We start from the raw sequence: 21372 nt of genomic DNA, 5'->3' as shown, positions 1-21372 counted from the left end.
GCGTGGCGGCGCGGAGATCCAGAATCCCAGCGACGAAGTACCCGGTGGAGCGGTTCACCCTCGACAACGGACTGCGGGTGGTGCTCAGTCCCGACCGCAGCGCCCCGGTGGTCGGGGTCGCGGTCGTCTACGACGTCGGCATCCGCTCCGAGCCGGAGGGGCGCACCGGCTTCGCCCACCTCTTCGAGCACCTGATGTTCCAGGGTTCGGAGAACCTGGAGAAGCTGGCCCACTTCCGGCACGTGCAGGGCGCGGGGGGCACCTTCAACGGCTCCACCCACCTGGACTACACCGACTACTACGAGTACCTCCCGGCGAACGCGCTGGAGCGCGCGCTCTTCCTGGAGGCCGACCGGATGCGCGGTCCCCGGCTGACCGAGGAGAACCTGCGCAACCAGGTCGACGTGGTCAAGGAGGAGATCCGGGTCAACGTGCTCAACCGCCCGTACGGCGGCTTCCCCTGGCTGACCCTGTCGCCGGTGGTCTTCGACACCTTCCCCAACGCCCACGACGGGTACGGATCCTTCGACGACCTCGAGTCGGCGACCGTCGACGAGGCGGTCGACTTCTTCCACCGCTTCTACGCCAGCGGCAACGCCGTCCTGGCCGTCAGCGGGGACATCGACGTGGCCGAGGCCACCATGCTGGTCGAGCGGCACTTCGGCGACGTGCCGGCCCGTCCCGCGCCGGACCGCCCCGACTTCGGCGAACCCGACCTGACCGTCGAACGGCGCACCTCGTACACCGACAGGCTGGCCCCGATGCCGGCGGTGGCCAGCGCCTGGCGGGTGCCCGATCCGCTCACCGACCTCACCGGCTACCTGGCGTACGTGGTGCTCGCCGAGGTGCTCACCGACGGCGACGCGTCCCGGCTGGTGGAGCGGCTGGTGCAGCGGGACCGGACGGTCACCAGCATCGGCGGGTACCTCAACTTCATGGGTGACCCGTTCGACGTCCGCGACCCGACCGTGCTGGTGCTCCAGCACCACCTGCCGCCCGGCGGAGACGTGGACCGGGTGCTCCGCACCGTCGACGAGGAACTGGACCGGCTCGCCGCCGACGGTCTCACCGAGGGCGAGCTGGCCCGGACCCAGGCCCGGATGGCCACCCACCTGCTGCGCGACACCGACGCGGTGCTCGGCCGGGCACTGCGGATGGCGGTGCTGGAGCAGCAGCGCGACGAGCCCGGCCTGCTCAACGAACTGCCCCGGCTGGTCGGCGAGGTCACCGAGGAGCAGGTCCGCGCCGCCGCCGCCATGCTGCGGCCCGAACGCCGCGCGTCGATCGAGGTCATTCCCGGAGGTGCCCGGTGACGACGGAGACCCGGACCGCGACCCGGCCGCTGCCGCCGCTCGGCCCCGTCCGCCGACTCAAACTGCCCCGCCAGGCCGAGCGGACGCTCGACAACGGCCTCACCGTGATCGTGGTACGCCGGCCGGCGGTGCCCCTGGTCGAGCTGCGGCTCGGCGTGCCGTTCGGCCGTGCCCACCTGGCCCGGGGCACGCTGCTCGCGCAGACGCTGCTCGCCGGCACCGAGCGGATGTCCAGCAACCGGATCGCCGCCGAGTTGCAGGCGGTCGGCGGCGGGCTCTCCGCCGGGGTCGACCCGGACCGGCTGATGGTCTCCGGGTTCGGTCTGGTCACCGGCCTGGACCGGATGCTGGAGATCCTCGCCGACGTGCTGACCGGGGCGACGTACCCGGCCGACGAGGTGGCCACCGAACGGGCGCACACGGTCGACCGGATCGAGATGGCACAGAGCCAACCGGCGCACCTGGCCCGGGTCGCGCTGTTGAAGCGGCTCTACGGCCGCCACCCGTACGCGGTGCAGACCCCCGGGCCGGAGCAGCTCCGCGCGGTCCGGCCGGCCGCGTTGCGCACCCTGCACGCCGAACGGGTGCACCCCACCGGCGCGGTACTGGTGCTGGTGGGTGACGTGCAGCCGGAGCGGGCGCTGGACGCCGCCGAGCGGGCGCTCGGCGGGTGGCGGGGGGACGGTCGCCCGGTGGAGCTGCCACCCACGCCGCCGCTTCAGCCGGGACCGGTCCGCCTGGTCGACCGGCCCGGTTCGGTGCAGTCGTCGCTGCGCATCGCGTTGCCGGCGGTCGGGCGCACCCACCCGGACCACGCCGCCCTGCAACTGGCGAACCTGGTCTTCGGCGGCTACTTCTCCTCCCGTTGGGTGGAGAACATCCGGGAGGACAAGGGCTACACCTACGGCCCGCACTCGGTGGTGGAGCACTCGGCCGCCGGCTCGGTGCTGGTCGCCGGGGCCGACGTGGCGACCGAGGTGACCGGCGCGGCGCTGCTGGAGACCACCTACGAGCTGGGCCGGCTGGCCTCGCTGCCGCCCGGCGAGGAGGAGTTGGAGCAGGCCCGGCGGTACGCGCTGGGCAGCCTCCAGCTCGGCATGGCCACCCAGGCCGGCCTCGCCTCGCTGACCAGCGCGTACGCCGGCAGCGGGCTGCGGCTGGACTTCCTCGCCGAGCATGCCGCCCGGCTGGCGAAGGCGACCGTCGACGACGTCGCCGAGGCGGCGGCCCGCTACCTCGCCCCCGCGGGGGCGGTCACCGTCGTGCTCGGGGACGCCGAGCGGATCGCACCGGGGCTGGCGGTGCTCGGGCCGGTGGAGACGGAACCGGCGTCGACATGACCCGTACCGGGGGTGCGGGTGCGGAGCCGGCCCGCGAGGCTCCGGCGCTGCCACCGCTGGCCCGGGCCGTCCTCGACCGGGCGGCGCACCGGCGTACCGACCCGGTGTGGCTGGCGGAGGCCTGGCGGCGGGGCCTGGTCCTGGTGGTGGACACGGCCGCCGGTGGCCGGACCCTGGTGACCGTGGACCGCACCCCGCCCGCGCTGCGGCTGCTCGACCCCGGGCAGGCCCCGGACGGGCCGCCGATGTTCCTGGGGGTCGGCGTGGACGGCGTGCCGCTCTTCGCGGTGGACGCGACCCTGCCCACGATCCCGGAGACCCGCGCCGGGTCGCTGCGGGAGGTCGGGCACCTGCTCGACGACCGGGACGCCGGCCTGTTCATCACGGCGGTCGCACTGGCCAACTGGCATCTGCGGCACCGTTTCTCGGCGACCACCGGCGAGCCGACCGCCCCGGACGAGGGCGGCTGGTCGCGGGTGGACGCGAACGGCGACCGGGTCTGGCCCCGGACCGACCCGGCGATGATCGTGCTGGTGCACGACGGGGTGCCCGGCCCGGACGGCCGCTGCCTGCTCGGCAACAACACGACCTGGCCGGCGACCCCCGGTGCGCGTCGCTTCTCCTGCCTCGCCGGCTACGTCGAGCCGGGTGAGTCGGCGGAGGCCGCCGTCGCCCGGGAGGTGACCGAGGAGGTCGGGCTCACCGTCTCCGGGATCCGGTACGCCGGCAGCCAGCCCTGGCCGTTTCCCGGTTCGCTGATGCTGGGGTTCCTGGCCCGGGCCGATCCGGCGCAGCCGCTGCACCTGGACCCGGCCGAGATCGCGTACGCCCGCTGGTTCTCCCGGCGGGAGATCGCCGAGGCGGTCGCCGACGGCGCGGTGGACGTGGGGGACGGGGAACGCCTGTTGCTGCCGCCGCCGCTGTCGATCGCGCACTTCCTGATCGGCCGCTGGTTGGCGGACGCGGAGCCCGGTCTTGGCCCGTGACCGTCGTTGCCGCGACGGTCACGGGCCAAGAACCGGCCCGTCGAGGTCGGTGGAAGGTGTGGAGCGCGGCGGGGGAGCGCCGCCTGCGACCGCGACGGGCGTCAGGTGGTCCGGGTGGTGGTACGGCCCCGGCGGGCGGGGCGGGTGGTGCGGGGCGGGACGACCGGCAGCACCTTGACCCGCTGCCGGCCGGCGCGGACCCGACCCACCCCGGCGAGGGCCCGGGCCAGCCGTAGGGCGGCGTCCCGGTCGTCGGCGTGCAGGACCTGCCGGCGTGGCTCGGGCGCGGTGGTCTCGTCGCGGAGTCGGCCACCGGCGGACCAGGCGGCGGCGAGGTCGGCGTCGTCTGCGGTACGGATGTCGGTGCGAACGATCAGGAACCGCATGGGTGTCTCCCGATGCACTGACGGATGGCGAGGTGCGTCACGGGTGTGGGCCGCGCCCGGAGCGCGGCGGTGTTCGCCGGAGCCGGTGGCCGGTGGGCAGGCCAGGGCCGGTGGTCCGACCGTGAGGTGGAACTTTCACGTGAACTCTCGCCGTCATGTTACGCCGAGGTCTCGCTCCGGCAAGGGAAACGCGGCGGTCGATGTGGGTACCGACTGATCGGCCGATGTCCGCCTCGAACCCCCGGTTGGTCCCGGGCGCACGACGGGGCCGCCGGCCCGTGACGGATACCGGCGGCCCCGTGACCTGTCGTCGGGGGTCAGTGCCCGGCGAACTCCCCGTTGCGGGTGCCGGTGAGGAAGTCCCGCCACTGCTCGCGCCGGAACAGCAGCACCGGTCCGCCCCGGTCCTTGCTGTCCCGTAGGGCCACCGCGGTGGGCCCGGCCGGCAGCGGGGCGACCTCGACGCAGTTGGAGGTCTGGCTGCGCGAGCTGGTACGCCACGCGGCGTCGGTCAGCGCGACGCTGCCGACGGACGAGGTGTCGGGAGTCTGGTTCATGGTTCTGGCTCCTGCTCTGGTTTCTGGCGATGGGACGAGTGGCGGGCCGTCCCGGCACGGCGGACCCGCCTCACCGCTCCGTCGGTCGCCCGGAGATGCCACGGCGTTGGGCCGGCGTCGTTGGCGACCCGTATGCCGCCGGGGGCGGTGCCGCCGTCTCGGCCGCCTCGATCAACCAGGCGAGGGAGTCCGATGGGGAGCGCGCCGCCGCGCACAGCCACTCGAAGACCATTTTATAGCGATTCAGGGCATTTGCGTCATGTGACACGACGTCGGTGAAGCCGCCTTCGATCGCCAGCGTCTCCGGGTCCGCCGGATCCGGGAACCGGTAGAGCGAGAACGCGGTCGGGGGGAGGTACCAGTCGCCGATGGTGGCGTCGCGGGGCAGCACCTGGATCGTCACCTTCGGCCACGCGGCCAGCTCGCAGAGCTGGCTGAGCTGCTCCCGGATCACCTCCGGTGGCCCGGCCCGTCGGCTCAGCGCCCCCTCCTCCAGCACCGCCGTGTAGCGGGGCGCGTCGGCCGGTTGCAACAGCGCCTGCCGGGCCAGCCGCGCGTCCACCTCGGTCTCGACGGCCTGTGGATCGGCGTCGGACTCGGCGAGTCGGGCCGAGACGATGCGTACCCGGGCGTACGCGGCGGTCTGCAACAGGCCCGGCACCAGGACCGGGTTGTACTCGCGGATCTCGGCGCAGCCCGCCTCCAGTTCGGCGTAGCTGCGCTGGTGCTCGGTCATCGCCCCGTACGACTTCAGCCAGGCCCGGATGTCCCCCGCCTCCCGGGTGATGGCGGTCAGTTCGGCGCGGGTCTCGTCGTCCGCGCCGTAGAGGTCGAGCAGGGCGCGGATGTCCCTCGGGTCGGGGCGGCTGCGTCCGTTCTCCAGGCGGGAGAGCTTGGACGCCGAGGCCCAGCCGACCCGCTCGATGACCTGTTCCCCGGTGAGGCCGGACGCCTCACGCAGGCTGCGTAGTTCGGTGCCGAGCCGGCGACGTCGCAGGATCGGGCTGGGTACGGCAGGAGGCACGTCGACCTCTTCTCCGTCGGGCCGTCGCGGACGCGACGGTAACTGTATGAAACTGGCCCCCCACGGCCAGTATGGACGGCGCGGCCCGCGCCGGACGTCCCCCGGCGGGCGTGTCTCGAAAAGGAGGACGTCGGTACGACTCCGCCCGCTCCTTGCGACCCGGTCGGTGAATCCCCTGATCGGACCCCATCCCCGCGGAAGGATCCTGATGTACACCGTCCTGCGCCGCCCCGACTTCCGACTGCTCTTCGGCGCGCTGTTGGCGAGCATGACCGCCGAGTCGATCCTGATGCTCGCCCTGGCGATCTGGGTGAAGGACCTGACCGGTTCCGACCGGATGGCCGCTGCGGTGATCTTCGCGGTGGTCGCGCCGAAGGTCCTCGCGCCGCTGATGGGGTGGGTCGTCGACCGGTACCGCCGCCGGCCCTTCTTCCTGGCCGCGAACGTGGTCACCGCCGCGCTGCTCACCCCGCTGCTGACCGTCCGCGACTCCGGCGACGTGTGGATCGTCTACCTGGTCGGCGCGTTGTACGGCCTGTCGTCGATCGCGCTCGGCGCGGCGCTCAGCGGGCTGCTGCGCACCCTGCTCCCGCTCGGGCTGCTGGCCGAGGCGAACGCCGCCCTGCAGACCGTACGCCAGGCCCTGCGGCTGGGTGGCCCGCTGGTCGGGGCGGCGCTCTACGCCGTGGCCGGCGGCTGGGCGCTCACCGTCATCGGCGTCACCGGGTTCGTCACCGCCGCCGCCGTGGTGGGCCTGCTCCGGGTGGCCGAGCCCGCGCGGCCGCACCGGCTGGCGTGCGGCCTGACCGAGCTGGGCGCCGGGCTGCGTCACCTCGGCACCGAGCCGGTGCTGCGCCGGGCCCTGCTCGGGTACGGCGCGGCCGCACTGGTGATCGGGTTCAGCGAGGCGCTGCTCTTCGCCTACGTCGAGCGGGGGCTGGACCGGCCCCCCGCCTTCGTGGGCGTCCTGTTCAGCGTGCAGGGGGTGGGTGGCCTGGTCGGCGCGCTGCTCTCCCCGGTCGTGGTACGCCGCTTCGGTGAGGTCGGCTCGCTCGCCGCCGGGGTGGCACTCTTCGGGGCGGCGGCGCTGACCCTGACGTACCCGGGTCTCTGGCTCGCCGTCGCGGCGCTGCTGCTGGCCGGGCTGTCCCTCCCGCTGAGCTGGGTCGGGCTGCACACGCTGGTGCAGCGGCGGACCGAACCCGGGCTGCTCGGCCGGGCGACCGCCGCGACGGACGCGCTGGTCAGCGGACCGCAGGCGATCTCCATCGGCGCCGGGGCGCTGCTGGTCGCGGTGCTCGACTACCGGCTGCTGTTCGCCCTCGTGGGCGTGGTGATGCTGGCCGCCGGGGCGTACCTGTGGCGGGCCCGGAGGTTCGCCCCGGCCCCGGTGGATCCGGCCCCGGTGGATCCGGCCCCGGCCCGGCCGGTGGTGCCCGCCCCGCGCCGTCCCCTGGCCGGTCCGGGTCGCTCCCGCCCGGCCCTGGACGCCGACCACGGGGTGGTCGCCTCGACCCGGGACGGGTGACGCCGGCGGGCCCGGCGCCGGCGGCGCGGGACGGCGGGGCCGTCCCGCGCCGGTGCGCTCAGGCGCCGGCCAGGCTCGCGAGGTGCTGCTTGACCTGGTTGATCGAGGGGTTGGTGAGGGCGGAGCCGTCGGCGAAGCGCAGCGTGGGCACCGTCTGGTTGCCGCCGTTGACCTTCATCACGAACTCGGCCGCCGCCGGATCCTGCTCGATGTCCACCACCTGGTACGCGATGCCCTCCCGGTCGAGCTGCGACTTCAACCGGTGGCAGTAGCCGCACCACGGCGTGGAATACATCGTCAACATCAGTCAGAACCTCCATCGGTCCACGGTCGGGCGGCTTCGCCCGCACAGGGTATCGGCTGCAACGTCCGGCGCGGCTGGGATGATTCCTCGTTGTGGGGGTGCACTCAGCGGCGGAACAGGTGCTGGCCGGGCTCGACCCCGAGCAGCGGACGGCGGTGACCGCGCCCGCCGGGCCGGTCTGCGTCCTGGCCGGCGCGGGTACCGGGAAGACCCGGGCGGTCACCTCCCGGATCGCGCACCGGGCGCTGACCGGGGCGATCTCGCCCCGGCACGTGCTCGCGGTGACCTTCACCGCGCGGGCCGCCGCCGAGATGCGCGCCCGGTTGACCGCGCTGGGCGTCGCGGGGGTGCAGGCGCGCACCTTCCACGCCGCCGCGCTGCGCCAGATGCGCTACTTCGCCCCCCGGCTGCTGCACGGCCGGGCCCTGCCCGAACTGCTGGACAGCAAGGTCCGGCTGGTCACCCTGGCCGCCGCCCGCGCCGGGCTGCGCACCGACCGGGCCGCCGCCCGGGACCTGGCCGGCGAGATCGAGTGGGCCAAGTCGTCCCTGGTCGAGCCGGGGGAGTACGTCGTCGCCGCGGCCAAGGCGCAGCGCGACACCCCGCACGAGCCGGCGAAGGTCGCCGAGGTCTTCGCCGCCTACGAGACGGTCAAGCGGGCCAACGGGGTGATCGACTTCGAGGACCTGCTCCGGGCCGCCGTCTGGGGGATCGAGGAGCACCCGGACGTCGCCGAACAGATCCGGGCCCAGTACCGGCACTTCGTGGTCGACGAGTACCAGGACGTGAACCCGTTGCAGCAGCGGCTGCTGGACGCGTGGCTGGGCGGCCGGGACGACCTCACCGTGGTCGGCGACGCCAGCCAGACCATCTACTCGTTCACCGGGGCCACGTCGGCGTACCTGGTCGACTTCCCCCGCCGCCACCGGGGCGCGACGGTGGTCCGGCTGGTCCGCGACTACCGCTCCACCCCGCAGGTGGTCGGGCTGGCCAACGCGGTGATCGCCCAGGCGCGCGGCAGCGAGGCCCGGCTCCGGCTGGAACTGGTCGGACAGCGCCCGACCGGCCCCGAGCCGGAGCTGCGGATCTTCACCGACGAGCCGACCGAGGCGACGGCGGTCGCCGCCCGCTGCCGGCAGCTCGTCACCGCCGGCACGCCGGCCCGGGAGATCGCGGTGCTGTTCCGCACCAACGCGCAGTCCGAGGCGTACGAGAAGGCGCTCACCGAGGCCGGCGTCCCGTACGTGGTGCAGGGGGCGGAACGGTTCTTCGAGCGGGTCGAGGTGCGGCAGGCGATGGTGGCGCTGCGGGCGGCCACCCGCTCGATCCCCGGGGAGACCCCGCTGCCGGCCGCCGTGGTCGAGGCGCTCGCCGCGGTCGGCTGGGCCCCGGACGCCCCCCCGGCCGGCGGCGCGGTGCGGGAACGCTGGGAGGCGCTGGCCGCTCTGGTCCAGCTCGCCGAGGAGTACGCGGCCACCCCACCGGTGCTGCCGATCGGCGAGGGCGCGGCGGTCGAACGGCCGGTCACCCTCGCCGCCTTCACCGAGGAACTGCACCGGCGGGCCGCCCAGCAGCACGTGCCCACCGTCGACGGGGTCACGTTGGCCTCCCTGCACTCGGCCAAGGGACTGGAGTGGGACGCGGTCTTCCTGGTCGGGCTCGCCGAGGGCACCCTGCCGACCGGGTACGCGAAGACCCCCGAGCAGGTCGAGGAGGAGCGGCGGCTGCTGTACGTCGGAATCACCCGGGCCCGGCAGTGGCTCTGGCTGTCGTACGCCTCGGCCCGCTCGCCGGGTGGGCGGAACCGGCGTCCCTCACGTTTCCTGCCGCAGCTCGACCGCTCCGGCGGATCCGAACGGGCCGGCGCCGGTCCGGTTCCGCGCGCCGAGCGTCGCCGGAACGTGGTGGTCTCCTGCCGGATCTGCGGGGCGACCCTGCTCGCCGGGGGCGACCGCAAGCTCGGTCGCTGTCCGACGTGTCCGTCCGACGTGGACGAGGACCTGCTGGAACGGCTCCGGGACTGGCGGCAGCGGGTGGCCGGCGCGCAACGGGTACCGGCGTACGTGGTTTTCACCGATGCGACCCTGACCGCCCTGGCCGAACGACGACCGGGCCGCCCCGAAGAGTTGATCGCTATCGCCGGAATCGGCCCCCGCAAACTGGGCCTCTACGGTGAATCCGTGCTGGCCCTGGTGGGTGGCGCGACGGTCGACGCGATCTGCCCGAAAGAAAGTTTGGAAAACCCGTCGTAATTCGTTTGCCCTCGCGCCCGGAGGCGGCATAGCCTCAGAACACACCTCGCGGGTGGCCCATCGTGGCTGCTCACGGGGGCGAGACCGAGTCGACAACGAGTGTGAGTGAAGGAGGTGGCACTGATGGAGAGCTTCGTCTACGAGCGTCCGGCGGCGCTGCCTGCTGCCCTCGCTCCGCTGTCGGCTGTCCGGGCCGCCCTGACCGTTGGGCTCCCGGTTCCGCAGGCGCACCAGACCCAGGATCAGGCCGAGCTGATTCTGACCGTCGCGCCGATCGGAAACGAGGGGACCAGTGGGTTCACGGGCAAGGGCGTCAAGGTCGCCATGAAGCGGCGTCTGGACGTCCGCGGTGTTCCACCTCGAGGGAGACCGGTCTGATCATCAGACCACCGGCTCACCTCGAGGCCGCGGAACCCGCTACCGGGATCCGCGGCCTCAGTTTTTTGTCCCGCCGAAGTACGTCGGAAATGCGATCCCCCGAGATCGAAGTGAGAGAGAGGTGACCGGGCGATGAGTCTGGTGTTGGCCCCCCTCGACGTGAACGTCGAGCTGGAGGCGAACCTGCCCTGCCGGAAGTTCGACCCCGACCTGTGGTTCTCCGACTCGCCCACCGAACTGGAGCTGGCCAAGTCGCTCTGCGGGGACTGCCCGCTGCGCGTCGAGTGCCTCGCCGGTGCGGTCGAGCGGGCCGAGCCCTGGGGCGTCTGGGGTGGCGAGATCTTCGAGCGTGGCGCGGTCGTCCCGCGCAAGCGGCCCCGTGGTCGCCCGCGTAAGGAGGACGTCGCCCGGGATGCCGCGCTCCGGGTCGAGGCCGAGGCGCGACTGGCGGCCAGTGGGCTGGCCACGTCCCGCAACACGGTCCGGCTGGCGGCCTGACATGAACCCGATCCGCGCTCGTGCCGGTGGCGCACCGGCAGTCAGCGAACTGATGAACCCGCACGTCCTGAACGGAGTCGCCGAGATGCAACTACTTCACGAAGCGTTGTCCAGGGCTCGAATGCGTCGGCCTCAGGCCGGTCGTACCACCACGAGCACTGAGGCAGCCCGATCCGCCCGTACCGTCGCCATGGCCGGCCGTCAGCGGTCGGCCCGCGAGTTGGGCGTTCTGTAACCACACCGAACCGCAGGGGGCGGGTGGGCCGGCACCGGCCCACCCGCCCCCTGCGTCGTCGCTAGGCCGCCGGGGCGAACCCGGGGAGCCACCGTTCGAGGATGCCCCGGTAGGGGGCCTTGGCCTCCAGCTGGCAGAGCACCCCGATGGAGCCGAGCGTCACCCGGTGGATGAGCAGGTACGACGGGGGCAGGTTGAGCTGCCGGCCCAACTGGTAGGCCGGCGACCGGGGGTTGGCGATCCGGGCCGCCTCCGCGCGCAGCCAGGCCCGGGTGAACTGGAACTCCTCGGTCGCCACCGGCTCCAGCATCGGCCGGACGAAGTCCAGCACCGCCTGCGCGTCGATCGGCGCGTTCGCCGGGACGAAGCCCTCCGCCCGCAGCCCCTCCACCACCGCGTCGGCCTCGCCGCGCAGGGAGAGCCCGGCCAGTCGGCCGATCGGCTCCGGTGTCCCCTCCGGCATCCGGGCCACCGCGCCGAAGTCGATCACACCGAGCCGGCCGTCGGGCAGCAGCCGGAAGTTGCCCGGGTGCGGGTCGGCGTGCAGCAACCCGGCCCGCGCCGGGGCGGAGAGGTGCAGGACGGCCATCAACCGGCCGGCCCGGTCGCGCTCCTGCGGGGTGCCCTCGCGGATGATCTGCGCCAGTGGGGTGCCCTCCACCCACTCGGTGACCAGCACCCGGGGCGCGGCGGCGACGACCGCCGGGATGAAGATCTCCGGGTCGTCCGCGTACGCCGCCGCGAAGGCCCGCTGCGACTCGGCCTCCAGCTCGTAGTCGAGTTCCTCGGTGATCCGTTCGCGCAGCTCGGTGAGGAGGGGCTTGACGTCCAGGCCGGGCTGGATGGCCCGGAACATGGCGCCCAGCCGGGAGAGCTGCTTCAGATCGGCCAGGAGGGCGTCCCCGGCGCCCGGGTACTGGATCTTGACGGCGACGGACCGCCCGGTCGGGGCGGCCGACCTGCGTCGTCCGGTGGTCGGCTCCCGCCAGACCGCCCGGTGCACCTGGCCGATGCTGGCCGCCGCGGCGGGGGTGTCGTCGAACTCCAGGAACCGGTCCCGCCAGTCCGGCCCGAGCTGCTCGGCGAGCACCTTGTGCACGGTGGCCGCGGGCAGCGGCGGAGCCGCCTCCTGCAACTTGGTCAACGCCTGCCGGTACGGCGCGGCGACCTCCTCCGGCAGGGCGGCCTCGAACACCGACAGCGCCTGGCCGAACTTCATCGCCCCACCCTTGAGCTGCCCGAGAACGCTGAACAGCTGTTCGGCGGTGCGCTGCTGGATCTCGGCGGAGATCACCTCGGAGGCGAGCCCTGTGACGCGCTTTCCCATGCCGAGGACGGTCCGCCCGGCGAAACCGAGCGGCAGTGCGGCGAGCTTGGCGGTCCGGGACACGGCCCGGCGCGGGATATCGGTCACCCGGCCATTGTTACCGACCGGACCGCCCCGCTGCTGCTCTGCGGCCGGGCCGGGGTCCGTGGGGTGGGTCTCCCCGGACGCCGAGGCACCCACAGTCCGGATGTGGCGGCCAAACCCGCCGTCGGAACCGACCGGCCCCGCCGACCTCGACGGCCGCGCCGACCGTCTCGGGAGTCCCGCCGTCGACGTGGCTGAGCGCCTCCGCCGTGGCCAGGGCGACGGCGGCGAGGAGGGTGGCGACCCCACAGGCGGGGGTCGGGTCGTCGCCGGCGAGCTGGGCGGCGAGCCCGGGCCAGGCCGGGTCCCGGTCCAGTCGGTGCCGGTCGAGGCAGTTGAGGCACGGCCCGGCCGGTGGCCGGACCAGGGGGCCGATCACCGGTACGCCGTCGCGCAGCGAGAGCATCAGGTGCGGCTGCCGGCGGCGGGCGAACCCGGCGGCGAGCAGCGCGGCCGGCCGGTCGACGCCCACCTGGACCACCAGGTCGGCGCGACGGCGTCGGACCGGACTGGTGACGGTGCCGGCTGCGGTACGGGCGATCGCGTCGGCCACCGCCTCGGCGGTGTGCCGCCCGACGTCACCGGGGAGGAGACCGGTGCCGACCAGGTCGGCCGGGCGCACCCGACCGCCCAGATCGGGGTCGACGTGCCCGACGCCGGCCTGGGCCAGGGCCACGGCGACCGGACCACCGAGCCGCCCGGAGCCGGTGACCACCACCCGGGCGGCCCGCCGACGCCGGAGCACCTGGGCGGGAGTGCCGGGCAGGTCGCCGGCACCGAGGGCGAGCGCGCCCGCCTCGTCGCTCAGCCGCGCGCGGTCCGGGTCGGCGAGGCCGGTGGGGAGCAGGGTGTGCGCGGCGACCACCAGCCCGGCGGCGCGGAGCGTCTCCAGCAGGCTGCGGGCGTCGTCGCGGTCGACCCGGATCCGGGTGGCGTGGTCGAGGATGTGTCGTTCGCTGTGCGCGCCGTCGAGCAGGTCGAGCAACCGGACGGCACGCGGGTTGGCCACCTCGAGCAGGACTGCTCGGGCGGGATCCAGGCCCAGTTGCAGCGTGTGCCGGTCGCGCCAGAGCCGGGTGAGGCCGGGCAGCAGCGTCGGGCGGAGGAGTGTGGCACGGGTCATGGTGACCAATGGTCACCGTATCCGGACGATCCGTCGATCGTTGTCCACAGCCCTGCGGCGCTTCCTCCAGGGTTATCCACAGGATGTGGCCGGTTGTCCACAACCCGTTGGTAACATCGGCCGTCACCGACGGCTTGCGGTGCGAGCCCGGGTCACGGCGGGGAGGGGGCGGCCCGCAGGGCCGCCCCCTCCCCGGTCGGTCTGATGGTCAGACCTTCGCCTTGCCGAGAATCCGGTTCACTGTTGTGCCGCAGACCGGGCACTTGCCCTTGGCCATGTTCATGCCGGTCTTGGAAACCTCGACCTTGCCCTCGAAGTCGCGCTTCTCCTTGCACTTGACGCAGTAACCGTTGTAGGTCTGGGCCTGGTCGGCCACGGTGCCCTCCTCGTCTCGTCCGCCGGTCGATGCCGGCGGCTACCCGGCGGCGGGCCTCGGCGGCTCCGGCGCTGGGGTCTTCTGCGCGGTCACGCTCGTAACCGCTGGTCCGGCGGACCCTACCCAGGTGCGGGTGGTTCCATGTCAAAGATCCATCGACACTGTGAGCTAGTCGACGTCGAGAGTGTGCATGGCGAATTAGGTCGGATAAGTGAGTTTGGCGGGGACACGCCGGGCGAACCGCCCCGAAGTGGCCGACGGGCACCCCCGGTGCACCCGTCGCACCGAAGATCTCCTAACGTGGAGAACCGCTCCGCGTCCGCCCGAACCGCCACCCAGGGTGATCGGATCACCGTCCGGACCAGGGGCGGAGGGCCATCGGGACGGGTCCGCAAACATTTTTTTCGGACTGGGCGCCATCAACCCGGAGTTTCCGGGCGCGTGTCGGTGGGTTGACCCTTGCGGACCCCTGGTCAGAACGCATTAGCTTTCCCATGTGGCAGGAACACGAGGCTGCGCAGGCCAGTGATGGCAGGCGCGCGGAAGCCCGTCGTCGAGGTGCGGCGCAGTCAGCGTCGGCGACGCACGGTGTCCGCGTACCGGGACGGGGAACGGGTGGTCGTCCTGATCCCCGACCAGTTCTCCCGGGCCGAGGAGACCGAGTGGGTCGACCGGATGCTCGCCCGACTCGCCGCGCGTGAGGGCAGACCGGTCCGCACCGACGCCGAGCTGCTCCAGCGAGCCGCCCGCCTGATCAACCTCTACCTGGCGGAACACGGCCCGGCAGCGGTTCCCGCGAGCGTCCGGTGGGTGACCAACCAGAACGGCCGCTGGGGGTCCTGCACCCCCGCCGACCGGACCATCCGCATCTCGCACCGGCTCCAGGACATGCCGGACTGGGTGATCGACTACGTCCTTCTGCACGAGTTGGCCCACCTCATCGTGCCGAGCCACAACGCGTCCTTCTGGTCGTTGGTCTGCCGCTATCCCAAGGCCGAACGGGCCCGTGGCTACCTGGAGGGGGTCGCCTCGGTGGCCGGCGTACCCCTGACCGACTGACCGTTCGCGCGCCGCCGGTCGCGCCCTGCGCGCGGAGCACCGGACCCGGCCCGGCGGGCCGACGTCGTCAGCGTGGATCACCATCGGACAGGGAACGTTAGGGTCGGACCGTGACCCGACGAGTGGTGGTGGCGTTGCTCGCCCCGGTGGCCTGGTCGCCGCCGGGCATCGACCCGGCCGACTGGCGACATGCCCTGGCCGAGGACGTGGTGGACCTCCTCGCCACGCTCCAGGAAGTGGAGACCGCGGTCGCGGTGACGCCTGCGGACCGGCGGTTGGCCGACGCGGTGGTCTGGCCCGGTACCCCGGTGGTCGAGGTGCCGACACCGAGCGTCGGCGCGGTGCTCGCCGCGCTGGACGGGTACGACCAGGCGGCCGTGATCGCCGCCGACGCGCCGGACCTGCCGGGGCTCACCATCGGCAAGCTGCTGCGCCCGTTGACCACCCGACCCGTCGCGGTGGCCCCGGTCGAGGGGGCCGGACCGGGACTGCTCGGTCTCGCCGCCCGGCTCCCGGCACCGGAGTGGCTGCCCGAGATCGACCTGGACAACGCCGTGCCCGCCGCGATCCGGGCGGCTGCCCCGCGCCCCGCCGACCTCGCCGTCACCGCCCCCTGGCGTCGGGTGCGCGGCCCGGCCGACCTCGCCACCCTCGACCCGGCGGTGGAGGGGTGGGAGGCGACCCGGGCGTTGCTCACCACGGGAAACCACGCGGTCTGACCGCTTCAGGTGGTTGCAGGGGTCCCCTGCTCATCAAAAAGCGACTGCAAGGGGCCCCTGCTACCACCCCAGCGGGGCGGCCCCGGACAGCACTCCGCCGGCCGGGCCGGGAGCGGGGTGCCCCGGCGGTCGGCCGGCGGAAGAGGTGACGGGCCCGGTCAGGGGCGGTCGGTGTCCTGCGGTGGCGTGGCGTCGCCGCCCGGGGGGTGCTCCTCCGGGCCACCGGGCGCGGTGAAGTCGAACTCGTCCAGCTCGCCGAAGTCGAGCTGCGAGCGGGCGAAGGCCACCGGGTCGGCGAAGTCCTCGCCCGAGGGGAGCAGATCCGGGTGCCCCCAGAGGGCGTCCCGGCCGGCGATGCCCCGGTGCTCGGTCAGCGCCGCCCAGAGCGCCGCCGCCTCGCGCAGCCGACGCGGACGCAGCTCCAGCCCGACCAGGGCGGCGAAGGTCTGTTCCGCCGGCCCACCGGCCGCGCGCCGCCGGCGGAACGCCTCGCCGAGGGCGACCACGTTCGGCAGCCGGCCGCCGGCCGCGTCGTCGACCACGTGGCAGACCCATCCCTCGACCAGGGCCAGGGCGGTCTCCAGGCGGGCCAGGGACGCCTTCTGCGCCGGGGTGTCCTCCGGCGTGAAGATGCCCTCCAGGGCGATCGCCCGCATCGACTCCGGGTCGGTCGGGTCGACCCGCCCCATCGCCTCCTCGATCGCCTCCCGGTTGACCCGGATGCCGGCGGCGTACGTCTCGACGGAGCTGAGCACGTGCCCGCGCAGCCACGGGACGTGCTGGAAGAGGCGCTGGTGGGCGGCCTCGCGCAGGGCGACGTAGAGGCGTACCTCGTCCTCGGGCAGCTCCAGGCCCTCGCCGTACTGCTTGATGTTGGCCGGGATGAGCGCGGCCGTGCCGGCCGGACCGAGCGGGAGACCGATGTCGCCGGCGGAGAGCACCTCGGCGGCCAGCGAGCCGAGTGCCTGACCGAGCTGCCCACCGAAGAGCGCCCCGCCCAGCGTGGCGACCATCGACTGCATCGGGCCGAGCTGGGCCCGCGCCTCCGGTGGCACGAGGTCGCCCATCGCGCCCACCATCCGGCTGGCCACCGGGTCGCAGAGCTTGCGCCAGACGTCGAGGGTCTTGTAGATCCACTCGTTGCGGTTCCAGGCGACCGGGGTCTGGATGCCCGACGGCCACGACGAGGCCGGCTCCAGCCAGAGGTCCGCCAGGCGCAGCGCCTCCTCGACGGCGTTGCGTTCGTACGGCGTGACGGCCGGGTCGCCGGCGGCGGCGAGCTGGCTGGCCGCCACCTGTCGGGCCAGGTCCCAGTTGACCGGCCCACTGCCCGGCGCCGAGAGCAGGTGCTGCAGCTGGCTCATGAACTGCTGCATCTGCGCGGGGTCGTTGGGGTCTGGTGGTTGCCCACCCGGGAGCGCGAAGCCGAACGGAATATCAGGCACGGGTCTACGGTACGCGCGGCGTGCCGCTGGTCGCCGGCACCGGCGTTGCGCTGAGGGCGAAGTCGCCGAGCCGGATTCCGCCCGCTCGTCCGCCCCGGCCGGCCGCCGACCGGTCGGTACGCTCTGCCGCATGAGACGTCGCGGTGTCACGGTTCTGCTCGGTGCTCTGCTCACCACCCTGCTCAGCATCGGAGTACTCGCGGCGCCGATCCCGTACGTGGTGCTCGGCCCGGGGCCGACCGTCGACACCCTCGGCACGCAGGACGGTGAGGAGATCATCAAGGTCGACGGCCGGGAGACCTCCACCTCGGCGGGGCAGCTCCGGCTGACCACCGTGGGCGTGCAGCCGTCGGTGAAGCTGCGGTCGGCGATCGCCGGCTGGTTCTCGCCGGAACGGGCGGTGGTGCCCCGGGAGCTGGTCTACCCGCCGGGGCAGAGCCGTGAGCAGGTCGAGGAACGTAACGCCGAGGAGTTCACCGCGTCGCAGACCAGCGCCGAGACCGCGGCGTTGCGGGAACTGGGCTACCCGGTCCAGGTGGTCGTCCGGACGGTGACCGCGGACGGCCCCTCGGCGGGGCGGCTCCAGGCCGGCGATCTGATCAGTTCGGTGGACGGCAAGCCGGTGGCCAGCGCGAACGGGCTGACCGGGCTGATCCGTGCCCGTCCGGCCGGCTCGACGCTCGCCATCGGCTACAGCCGGGGCGGGGCCACCGGCACGGCCACCGTGACCAGCCGGGAGCAGGACGGCCGCCCGCGCATCGGGATCGAGATCGAGCAGCGGCAGCCGCACCCGTTCACCCTGGAGATCGACCTCGGGGACATCGGCGGGCCGAGCGCCGGACTGATGTTCGCGCTGGGGATCGTGGACAAGCTGGACCCCGATGACCTGACCGGCGGTCGGGTCATCGCCGGCACCGGCACCATCGACGACGAGGGGCGGGTGGGCGCGATCGGCGGCATCGCCCAGAAGCTGGTGGGCGCCAAACAGGCCGGGGCGGCGGTCTTCCTGGTGCCGGAGGAGAACTGCGCCGAGGCGCTGAGCAACCCCCAGCCCGGGTTGCCGATGGTCAAGGTGGGCAGTCTGGACGAGGCGCTGACCGCCCTGGAGACGCTCCGCGCCGGAGGTGAGCCGACCCGCTGCTGACCGTCGGTCGTCGGCGGGGCCGAGGGGACGTCGACCGAACCGGGGGACGTCCGGCCGAACCGTGACCGTCAGCGCCGCGACCTTGACCGGAAGTGTCCAGGAACACCACGTACTCTTGTGGCCTGGTCGGATCCGGTCACAACGAGCGTGCGGAGCCAAACAGTGGTCAAGCGTAGTGCCCCCCTGCCCAGGATGAGCCGACGCGGGCGCGTCACGATCGGGGTCCTGATCGGGGTGTTCGTACTCTTCACCCTGCTCGGCTGGGGTGTCCAGGCGTGGACGGACTGGCTCTGGTTCGACGAGGTCGACTACACCCAGGTCTTCACCGGGGTGCTGGTCACCCGGCTGCTGCTCTTCCTCGCCGTCGGCCTGGGCATGGCGGCGGTGGTCGGCGGCAACCTGTGGCTGGCCCACCGGCTGCGCCCCGGGCTGCGGCCGCACTCCGCCGAGCAGGCCACCCTGGAGCGGTACCGGATGGTCCTCGGGCCGCGCATCGGCACCTGGATCCTGGCGGTCAGCGCCGTGGTGGCGCTCTTCGCCGGGCTCTCGGCGCAGAGCCGGTGGAGCCAGTGGCTGCTCTTCCGTAACGGCGGGGACTTCGGTGTCAAGGACCCGGAGTTCGGGGTCGACGTCGGCTTCTACGTCTTCCAGCTGCCGTTCCTGCGGTACCTGCTCGGGGTGGGCTTCACCGCCGTGGTGCTGGCGGTGATCGGCGCGCTGGCCGTGCACTACGTCTTCGGCGGCGTGCGGCTCCAGGGCGTCGGTGACCGGATGGCCAATGCCGCCCGAGCCCACCTGACCACCCTGGTCGCGGTCTTCGTCCTGCTCAAGGCGGCCGCGTACGTGCTGGACCGGCGGGCGATGCTGCTGGAGTACAACGACAGCGCCAAGCTCTACGGCGCCGGGTACGCCGACGTCAACGCACTGCTGCCGGCCAAGGAGATCCTCGCCTACATCTCGATCGTGGTGGCCATCGCGATCATCGTCTTCTCCAACGCGGTGATGCGGAACCTGGTCTGGCCGGGCGTCTCGCTCGCCCTGCTGGGCCTGTCGGCGGTGGCGATCGGCGGCATCTACCCCTGGGCGGTGCAGACCTTCGAGGTCAAGCCGAGCGCCCGGGACAAGGAGGCCCCGTACATCCAGCGCAGCATCGACGCGACCCGGACGGCGTTCAGCCTGAACGGGACGAAGACCATCCCGTACGGGGCGAACAACCTCACCCCGCCGGCCACGCTCGCCACCGACAAGTCCGTGGTGCCGAACGCCCGGCTGCTCGACCCGCAGCTGGTCTCCGAGACGTACACCCAGTTGCAGCAGGTGCGAGGCTTCTACGACTTCGGCCCGAAGCTCGACATCGACCGGTACACGGTGGGCGGCCAGACCCGGGACTACGTGGTCGGCATCCGTGAGATCAACTACGGCGAGCTGACCGACCAGCAGAGCAACTGGATCAACCGGCACACCGTCTACACCCACGGCTTCGGGCTGGTCGGGGCCCCGGCCAACCAGGTCGTCTGCGGCGGGCAGCCGTTCTTCGTCTCCGGCTTCCTCGGGGAGAAGGAGCAGGAGCGCTGCTCCGCGCAGACCGACCAGATCCCGACCGAGCAGCCCCGGATCTACTACGGCGAGCGGATGACCGCCGACGACTACGCGATCGTCGGGCAGACCGACGACGGCCGTAACGCCGAGTTCGACCGGCCGACCCCGACCACCGGTGGCGAGCAGTACTACACGTACACCGGCTCCGGCGGGGTGGAGATCGGCTCGTTCACCCGCCGGCTGCTCTACGCGATCAAGGAGCAGGAGTCGAACTTCCTCCTCTCCGAGGCGGTCAACGAGAACTCGAAGCTGCTCTACGTCCGCAACCCCCGGGACCGGGTGGAGAAGGTCGCCCCGTTCCTCACCATCGACGGCGACCCGTACCCGGCGGTGGTCGGCGGGCGGGTCCAGTGGATCATCGACGCCTACACCACGTCGGCCACCTATCCGTACGCCGAGCGGGTGAACCTGCAACGGGAGACCACCGACGAGCTGACCGGCCGGGGCACGTTCCAGCTCGCCCGGGAGAACGTCAACTACATCCGCAACTCGGTCAAGGCGACCGTCGACGCGTACGACGGCACGGTCCGGCTCTACGAGTTCGACGAGTCCGACCCGGTGCTGAAGGCGTGGAACAAGGCGTTCGGCGGTGACCTGGTGACGCCGAAGTCGGAGATCCCGGCCGAGCTGGCGGCGCACTTCCGCTATCCGGCGGACCTGTTCAAGGTGCAGCGCAACCTGCTGACCCGCTTCCACGTCACCGACCCGGGCGACTTCTACTCCGGCCAGGACTTCTGGCAGGTGCCGAACGTGCCGGACAACCCGGACAGTGAGCAGAAGCAGCCCCCGTACTACCTCTACACCCAGCTTCCCGAGCAGGACGCGCCGCGCTTCCAGCTCACCTCGGCGGTCACCCCGAACGGGCGGCAGAACCTCGCCGCGCTGATCTCCGGGTCGTACGTCGACGGGCAGCCCCGGTTGGAGGTGCTGGAGCTGCCGGACCAGACCCGGGTCTCCGGTCCGGTCCAGGTGCACCAGCAGATGACCAACAACGCGACCATCCGTACCGAGCTGAACCTGCTCACCTCGAACCAGGCGCAGGTGCAGTACGGCAACCTGCTCTCGCTGCCCTTCGGCAACGGCATGCTCTACGTCGAGCCGGTCTACGTGAAGAGCAACCAGGAGGACGCGTACCCGCTGTTGCAGAAGGTGCTCCTCTCCTACGGTGACGGCGGCTCCTACGTGGTGCTCGCCAACACCCTGGAGGACGGCATCAAACAGCTCGTCGAGCAGGGCAAGAAGGCGACTCCGGGCACCCCGCCGCCGGCCGGGGACGGCGGAACTCCGCCCCCGCCGTCCGGTGGCGAAACCCCGCCCGCGCTGACCGGCGAACTGGCCGAGGCCGCGCAGCGGGTGCAGACCGCCATCGCGGAGGTGCGGGCCGCGCAGACCTCCGGCGACTTCGAGCGGTACGGCCGGGCGCTGAAGGCCCTGGACGAGGCGATCACCGCCTTCCAGCGGGCACAGCAGGCGGCCGCCCCGGCCTCACCCGCGCCGGGCGCCAGCCCGTCCGCCCCGGCACCGAGCGGCAGCCCGTCCCCCTCGACGCCACCGAGCCCGACCGGCTGATCCGCCGGCCGCCGGCGACCCGATGGTTGCAGGGGCACCTTCCTACCGTTTCGTGCGGAGGAGGGTGCCCCTGCAACCATGAGGGGGCCGTTTTGCGGGTTCGCGCCGGCTTGCGCTAGGGTTAGT

At 73.0% G+C, this 21372-nt stretch carries 19 protein-coding genes; 11 read left to right on the top strand and 8 right to left on the bottom strand.

Going from position 1 to position 21372, the window contains the following annotated elements:
• Positions 1–2: 2 nt before the first annotated feature.
• From IGA62_RS07695 to nudC, 3 genes are read left to right on the top strand one after another with little or no spacing between them, the layout of a single operon-like run.
• Positions 3–1313 carry a M16 family metallopeptidase gene (locus IGA62_RS07695; protein ID WP_145815627.1) on the top strand — a complete coding sequence of 437 codons (1311 nt, stop codon included), beginning with the start codon at positions 3–5 and terminating at the stop codon, positions 1311–1313.
• Positions 1310–2653 carry a M16 family metallopeptidase gene (locus tag IGA62_RS07690; RefSeq protein ID WP_145815628.1) on the top strand — a complete coding sequence of 448 codons (1344 nt, stop codon included), beginning with the start codon at positions 1310–1312 and terminating at the stop codon, positions 2651–2653. Before IGA62_RS07695 ends, IGA62_RS07690 begins: the two co-directional genes overlap by 4 nt.
• Complete coding sequence (gene nudC, locus IGA62_RS07685; RefSeq protein ID WP_145815629.1) at positions 2650–3639, top strand: NAD(+) diphosphatase; 990 nt, start codon at positions 2650–2652, stop codon at positions 3637–3639. Before IGA62_RS07690 ends, nudC begins: the two co-directional genes overlap by 4 nt.
• A 101-nt stretch (positions 3640–3740) precedes the next feature.
• On the opposite strand, the gene IGA62_RS07680 is transcribed toward nudC, so the two are convergent.
• The 3 genes from IGA62_RS07680 to IGA62_RS07670 all read right to left on the bottom strand — a co-directional run bounded on the left by IGA62_RS07680 (position 3741) and on the right by IGA62_RS07670 (position 5606).
• Complete coding sequence (locus IGA62_RS07680) at positions 3741–4025, bottom strand: hypothetical protein (RefSeq protein WP_145815630.1); 285 nt, start codon at positions 4023–4025, stop codon at positions 3741–3743.
• A 317-nt stretch (positions 4026–4342) separates the two neighbouring features.
• Complete coding sequence (locus tag IGA62_RS07675; RefSeq protein WP_145815631.1) at positions 4343–4582, bottom strand: DUF397 domain-containing protein; 240 nt, start codon at positions 4580–4582, stop codon at positions 4343–4345.
• A gap of 70 nt (positions 4583–4652) precedes the next feature.
• On the bottom strand, positions 4653–5606 hold the full coding sequence (locus IGA62_RS07670; RefSeq protein WP_145815632.1) for a helix-turn-helix domain-containing protein: 954 nt from the start codon (positions 5604–5606) through the stop codon (positions 4653–4655).
• 208 nt (positions 5607–5814) lie between these two features.
• Between IGA62_RS07670 and IGA62_RS07665 the strand changes: the two genes are divergently transcribed.
• Positions 5815–7134 (top strand): MFS transporter, encoded by a 1320-nt coding sequence (locus IGA62_RS07665; protein ID WP_145815633.1) that lies wholly within the window; start codon positions 5815–5817, stop codon positions 7132–7134.
• A gap of 58 nt (positions 7135–7192) precedes the next feature.
• Here IGA62_RS07665 and IGA62_RS07660 read toward each other — a convergent pair whose 3' ends face one another.
• Positions 7193–7438, bottom strand: a complete 246-nt coding sequence (locus tag IGA62_RS07660) for a mycoredoxin (RefSeq protein WP_091451256.1) — start codon at positions 7436–7438, stop codon at positions 7193–7195.
• Positions 7439–7530: 92 nt separating this feature from the next.
• Between IGA62_RS07660 and IGA62_RS07655 the strand changes: the two genes are divergently transcribed.
• The 3 genes from IGA62_RS07655 to IGA62_RS07645 all read left to right on the top strand — a co-directional run bounded on the left by IGA62_RS07655 (position 7531) and on the right by IGA62_RS07645 (position 10566).
• Positions 7531–9690 (top strand): ATP-dependent DNA helicase UvrD2, encoded by a 2160-nt coding sequence (locus IGA62_RS07655; protein ID WP_145815634.1) that lies wholly within the window; start codon positions 7531–7533, stop codon positions 9688–9690.
• 123 nt (positions 9691–9813) lie between these two features.
• Entirely contained in the window at positions 9814–10068 is a 255-nt protein-coding gene (locus IGA62_RS07650; RefSeq protein ID WP_091458489.1) for a hypothetical protein, read from the top strand.
• 132 nt (positions 10069–10200) lie between these two features.
• Positions 10201–10566, top strand: a complete 366-nt coding sequence (locus IGA62_RS07645; RefSeq protein WP_145815635.1) for a WhiB family transcriptional regulator — start codon at positions 10201–10203, stop codon at positions 10564–10566.
• A 296-nt stretch (positions 10567–10862) separates the two neighbouring features.
• Here IGA62_RS07645 and IGA62_RS07640 read toward each other — a convergent pair whose 3' ends face one another.
• From IGA62_RS07640 to IGA62_RS07630, 3 genes are all read right to left on the bottom strand, one after another.
• Positions 10863–12215 (bottom strand): ABC1 kinase family protein, encoded by a 1353-nt coding sequence (locus IGA62_RS07640; RefSeq protein WP_145815636.1) that lies wholly within the window; start codon positions 12213–12215, stop codon positions 10863–10865.
• A gap of 10 nt (positions 12216–12225) precedes the next feature.
• Positions 12226–13335 carry a TOMM precursor leader peptide-binding protein gene (locus IGA62_RS07635; RefSeq protein ID WP_145815637.1) on the bottom strand — a complete coding sequence of 370 codons (1110 nt, stop codon included), beginning with the start codon at positions 13333–13335 and terminating at the stop codon, positions 12226–12228.
• Positions 13336–13543: 208 nt separating this feature from the next.
• Positions 13544–13711 carry a DUF5679 domain-containing protein gene (locus tag IGA62_RS07630; protein WP_170107818.1) on the bottom strand — a complete coding sequence of 56 codons (168 nt, stop codon included), beginning with the start codon at positions 13709–13711 and terminating at the stop codon, positions 13544–13546.
• 528 nt (positions 13712–14239) lie between these two features.
• Between IGA62_RS07630 and IGA62_RS07625 the strand changes: the two genes are divergently transcribed.
• A complete protein-coding gene (locus IGA62_RS07625) occupies positions 14240–14770 on the top strand; it encodes a M48 metallopeptidase family protein (RefSeq protein WP_145815638.1) in 531 nt (176 codons plus the stop codon).
• Positions 14771–14880: 110 nt separating this feature from the next.
• The gene (locus tag IGA62_RS07620; RefSeq protein WP_145815639.1) at positions 14881–15489 is read left to right on the top strand and encodes a hypothetical protein; all 609 of its coding nucleotides are present in this window, start codon (positions 14881–14883) and stop codon (positions 15487–15489) included.
• Between the two features lie 158 nt (positions 15490–15647).
• Here the strand turns inward: IGA62_RS07620 and IGA62_RS07615 are convergent, their stop codons facing one another.
• Positions 15648–16934, bottom strand: coding sequence for a zinc-dependent metalloprotease (locus IGA62_RS07615; protein ID WP_145815640.1), 1287 nt, complete (start codon positions 16932–16934; stop codon positions 15648–15650).
• A gap of 130 nt (positions 16935–17064) precedes the next feature.
• Between IGA62_RS07615 and IGA62_RS07610 the strand changes: the two genes are divergently transcribed.
• Together IGA62_RS07610 and IGA62_RS07605 are read left to right on the top strand one after the other, a co-directional pair.
• The gene (locus IGA62_RS07610; protein WP_145815641.1) at positions 17065–18078 is read left to right on the top strand and encodes a YlbL family protein; all 1014 of its coding nucleotides are present in this window, start codon (positions 17065–17067) and stop codon (positions 18076–18078) included.
• 162 nt (positions 18079–18240) lie between these two features.
• Positions 18241–21246, top strand: a complete 3006-nt coding sequence (locus tag IGA62_RS07605; protein WP_145815642.1) for a UPF0182 family membrane protein — start codon at positions 18241–18243, stop codon at positions 21244–21246.
• Positions 21247–21372 lie beyond the last annotated feature (126 nt).

The organism is Micromonospora sagamiensis (assembly GCF_014680085.1).
In the GTDB taxonomy this organism is placed as follows: Bacteria; Actinomycetota; Actinomycetes; order Mycobacteriales; family Micromonosporaceae; genus Micromonospora; species Micromonospora inyonensis.
Note: the sequence above shows the minus strand (reverse complement) of the source record. Positions and strands in the feature narration are given on the sequence as shown.

Coding starts and splice junctions, on each gene's coding strand:
- nudC (WP_145815629.1), top strand. CDS start 2,650: ATGACCCGTACCGGGGGTGCGGGTGCGGAGCCGGCCCGCGAGGCTCCG.
- IGA62_RS07680 (WP_145815630.1), bottom strand. CDS start 4,025: ATGCGGTTCCTGATCGTTCGCACCGACATCCGTACCGCAGACGACGCC.
- IGA62_RS07675 (WP_145815631.1), bottom strand. CDS start 4,582: ATGAACCAGACTCCCGACACCTCGTCCGTCGGCAGCGTCGCGCTGACC.
- IGA62_RS07665 (WP_145815633.1), top strand. CDS start 5,815: ATGTACACCGTCCTGCGCCGCCCCGACTTCCGACTGCTCTTCGGCGCG.
- IGA62_RS07660 (WP_091451256.1), bottom strand. CDS start 7,438: ATGTTGACGATGTATTCCACGCCGTGGTGCGGCTACTGCCACCGGTTG.
- IGA62_RS07650 (WP_091458489.1), top strand. CDS start 9,814: ATGGAGAGCTTCGTCTACGAGCGTCCGGCGGCGCTGCCTGCTGCCCTC.
- IGA62_RS07645 (WP_145815635.1), top strand. CDS start 10,201: ATGAGTCTGGTGTTGGCCCCCCTCGACGTGAACGTCGAGCTGGAGGCG.
- IGA62_RS07635 (WP_145815637.1), bottom strand. CDS start 13,335: ATGACCCGTGCCACACTCCTCCGCCCGACGCTGCTGCCCGGCCTCACC.
- IGA62_RS07625 (WP_145815638.1), top strand. CDS start 14,240: ATGGCAGGCGCGCGGAAGCCCGTCGTCGAGGTGCGGCGCAGTCAGCGT.
- IGA62_RS07610 (WP_145815641.1), top strand. CDS start 17,065: ATGAGACGTCGCGGTGTCACGGTTCTGCTCGGTGCTCTGCTCACCACC.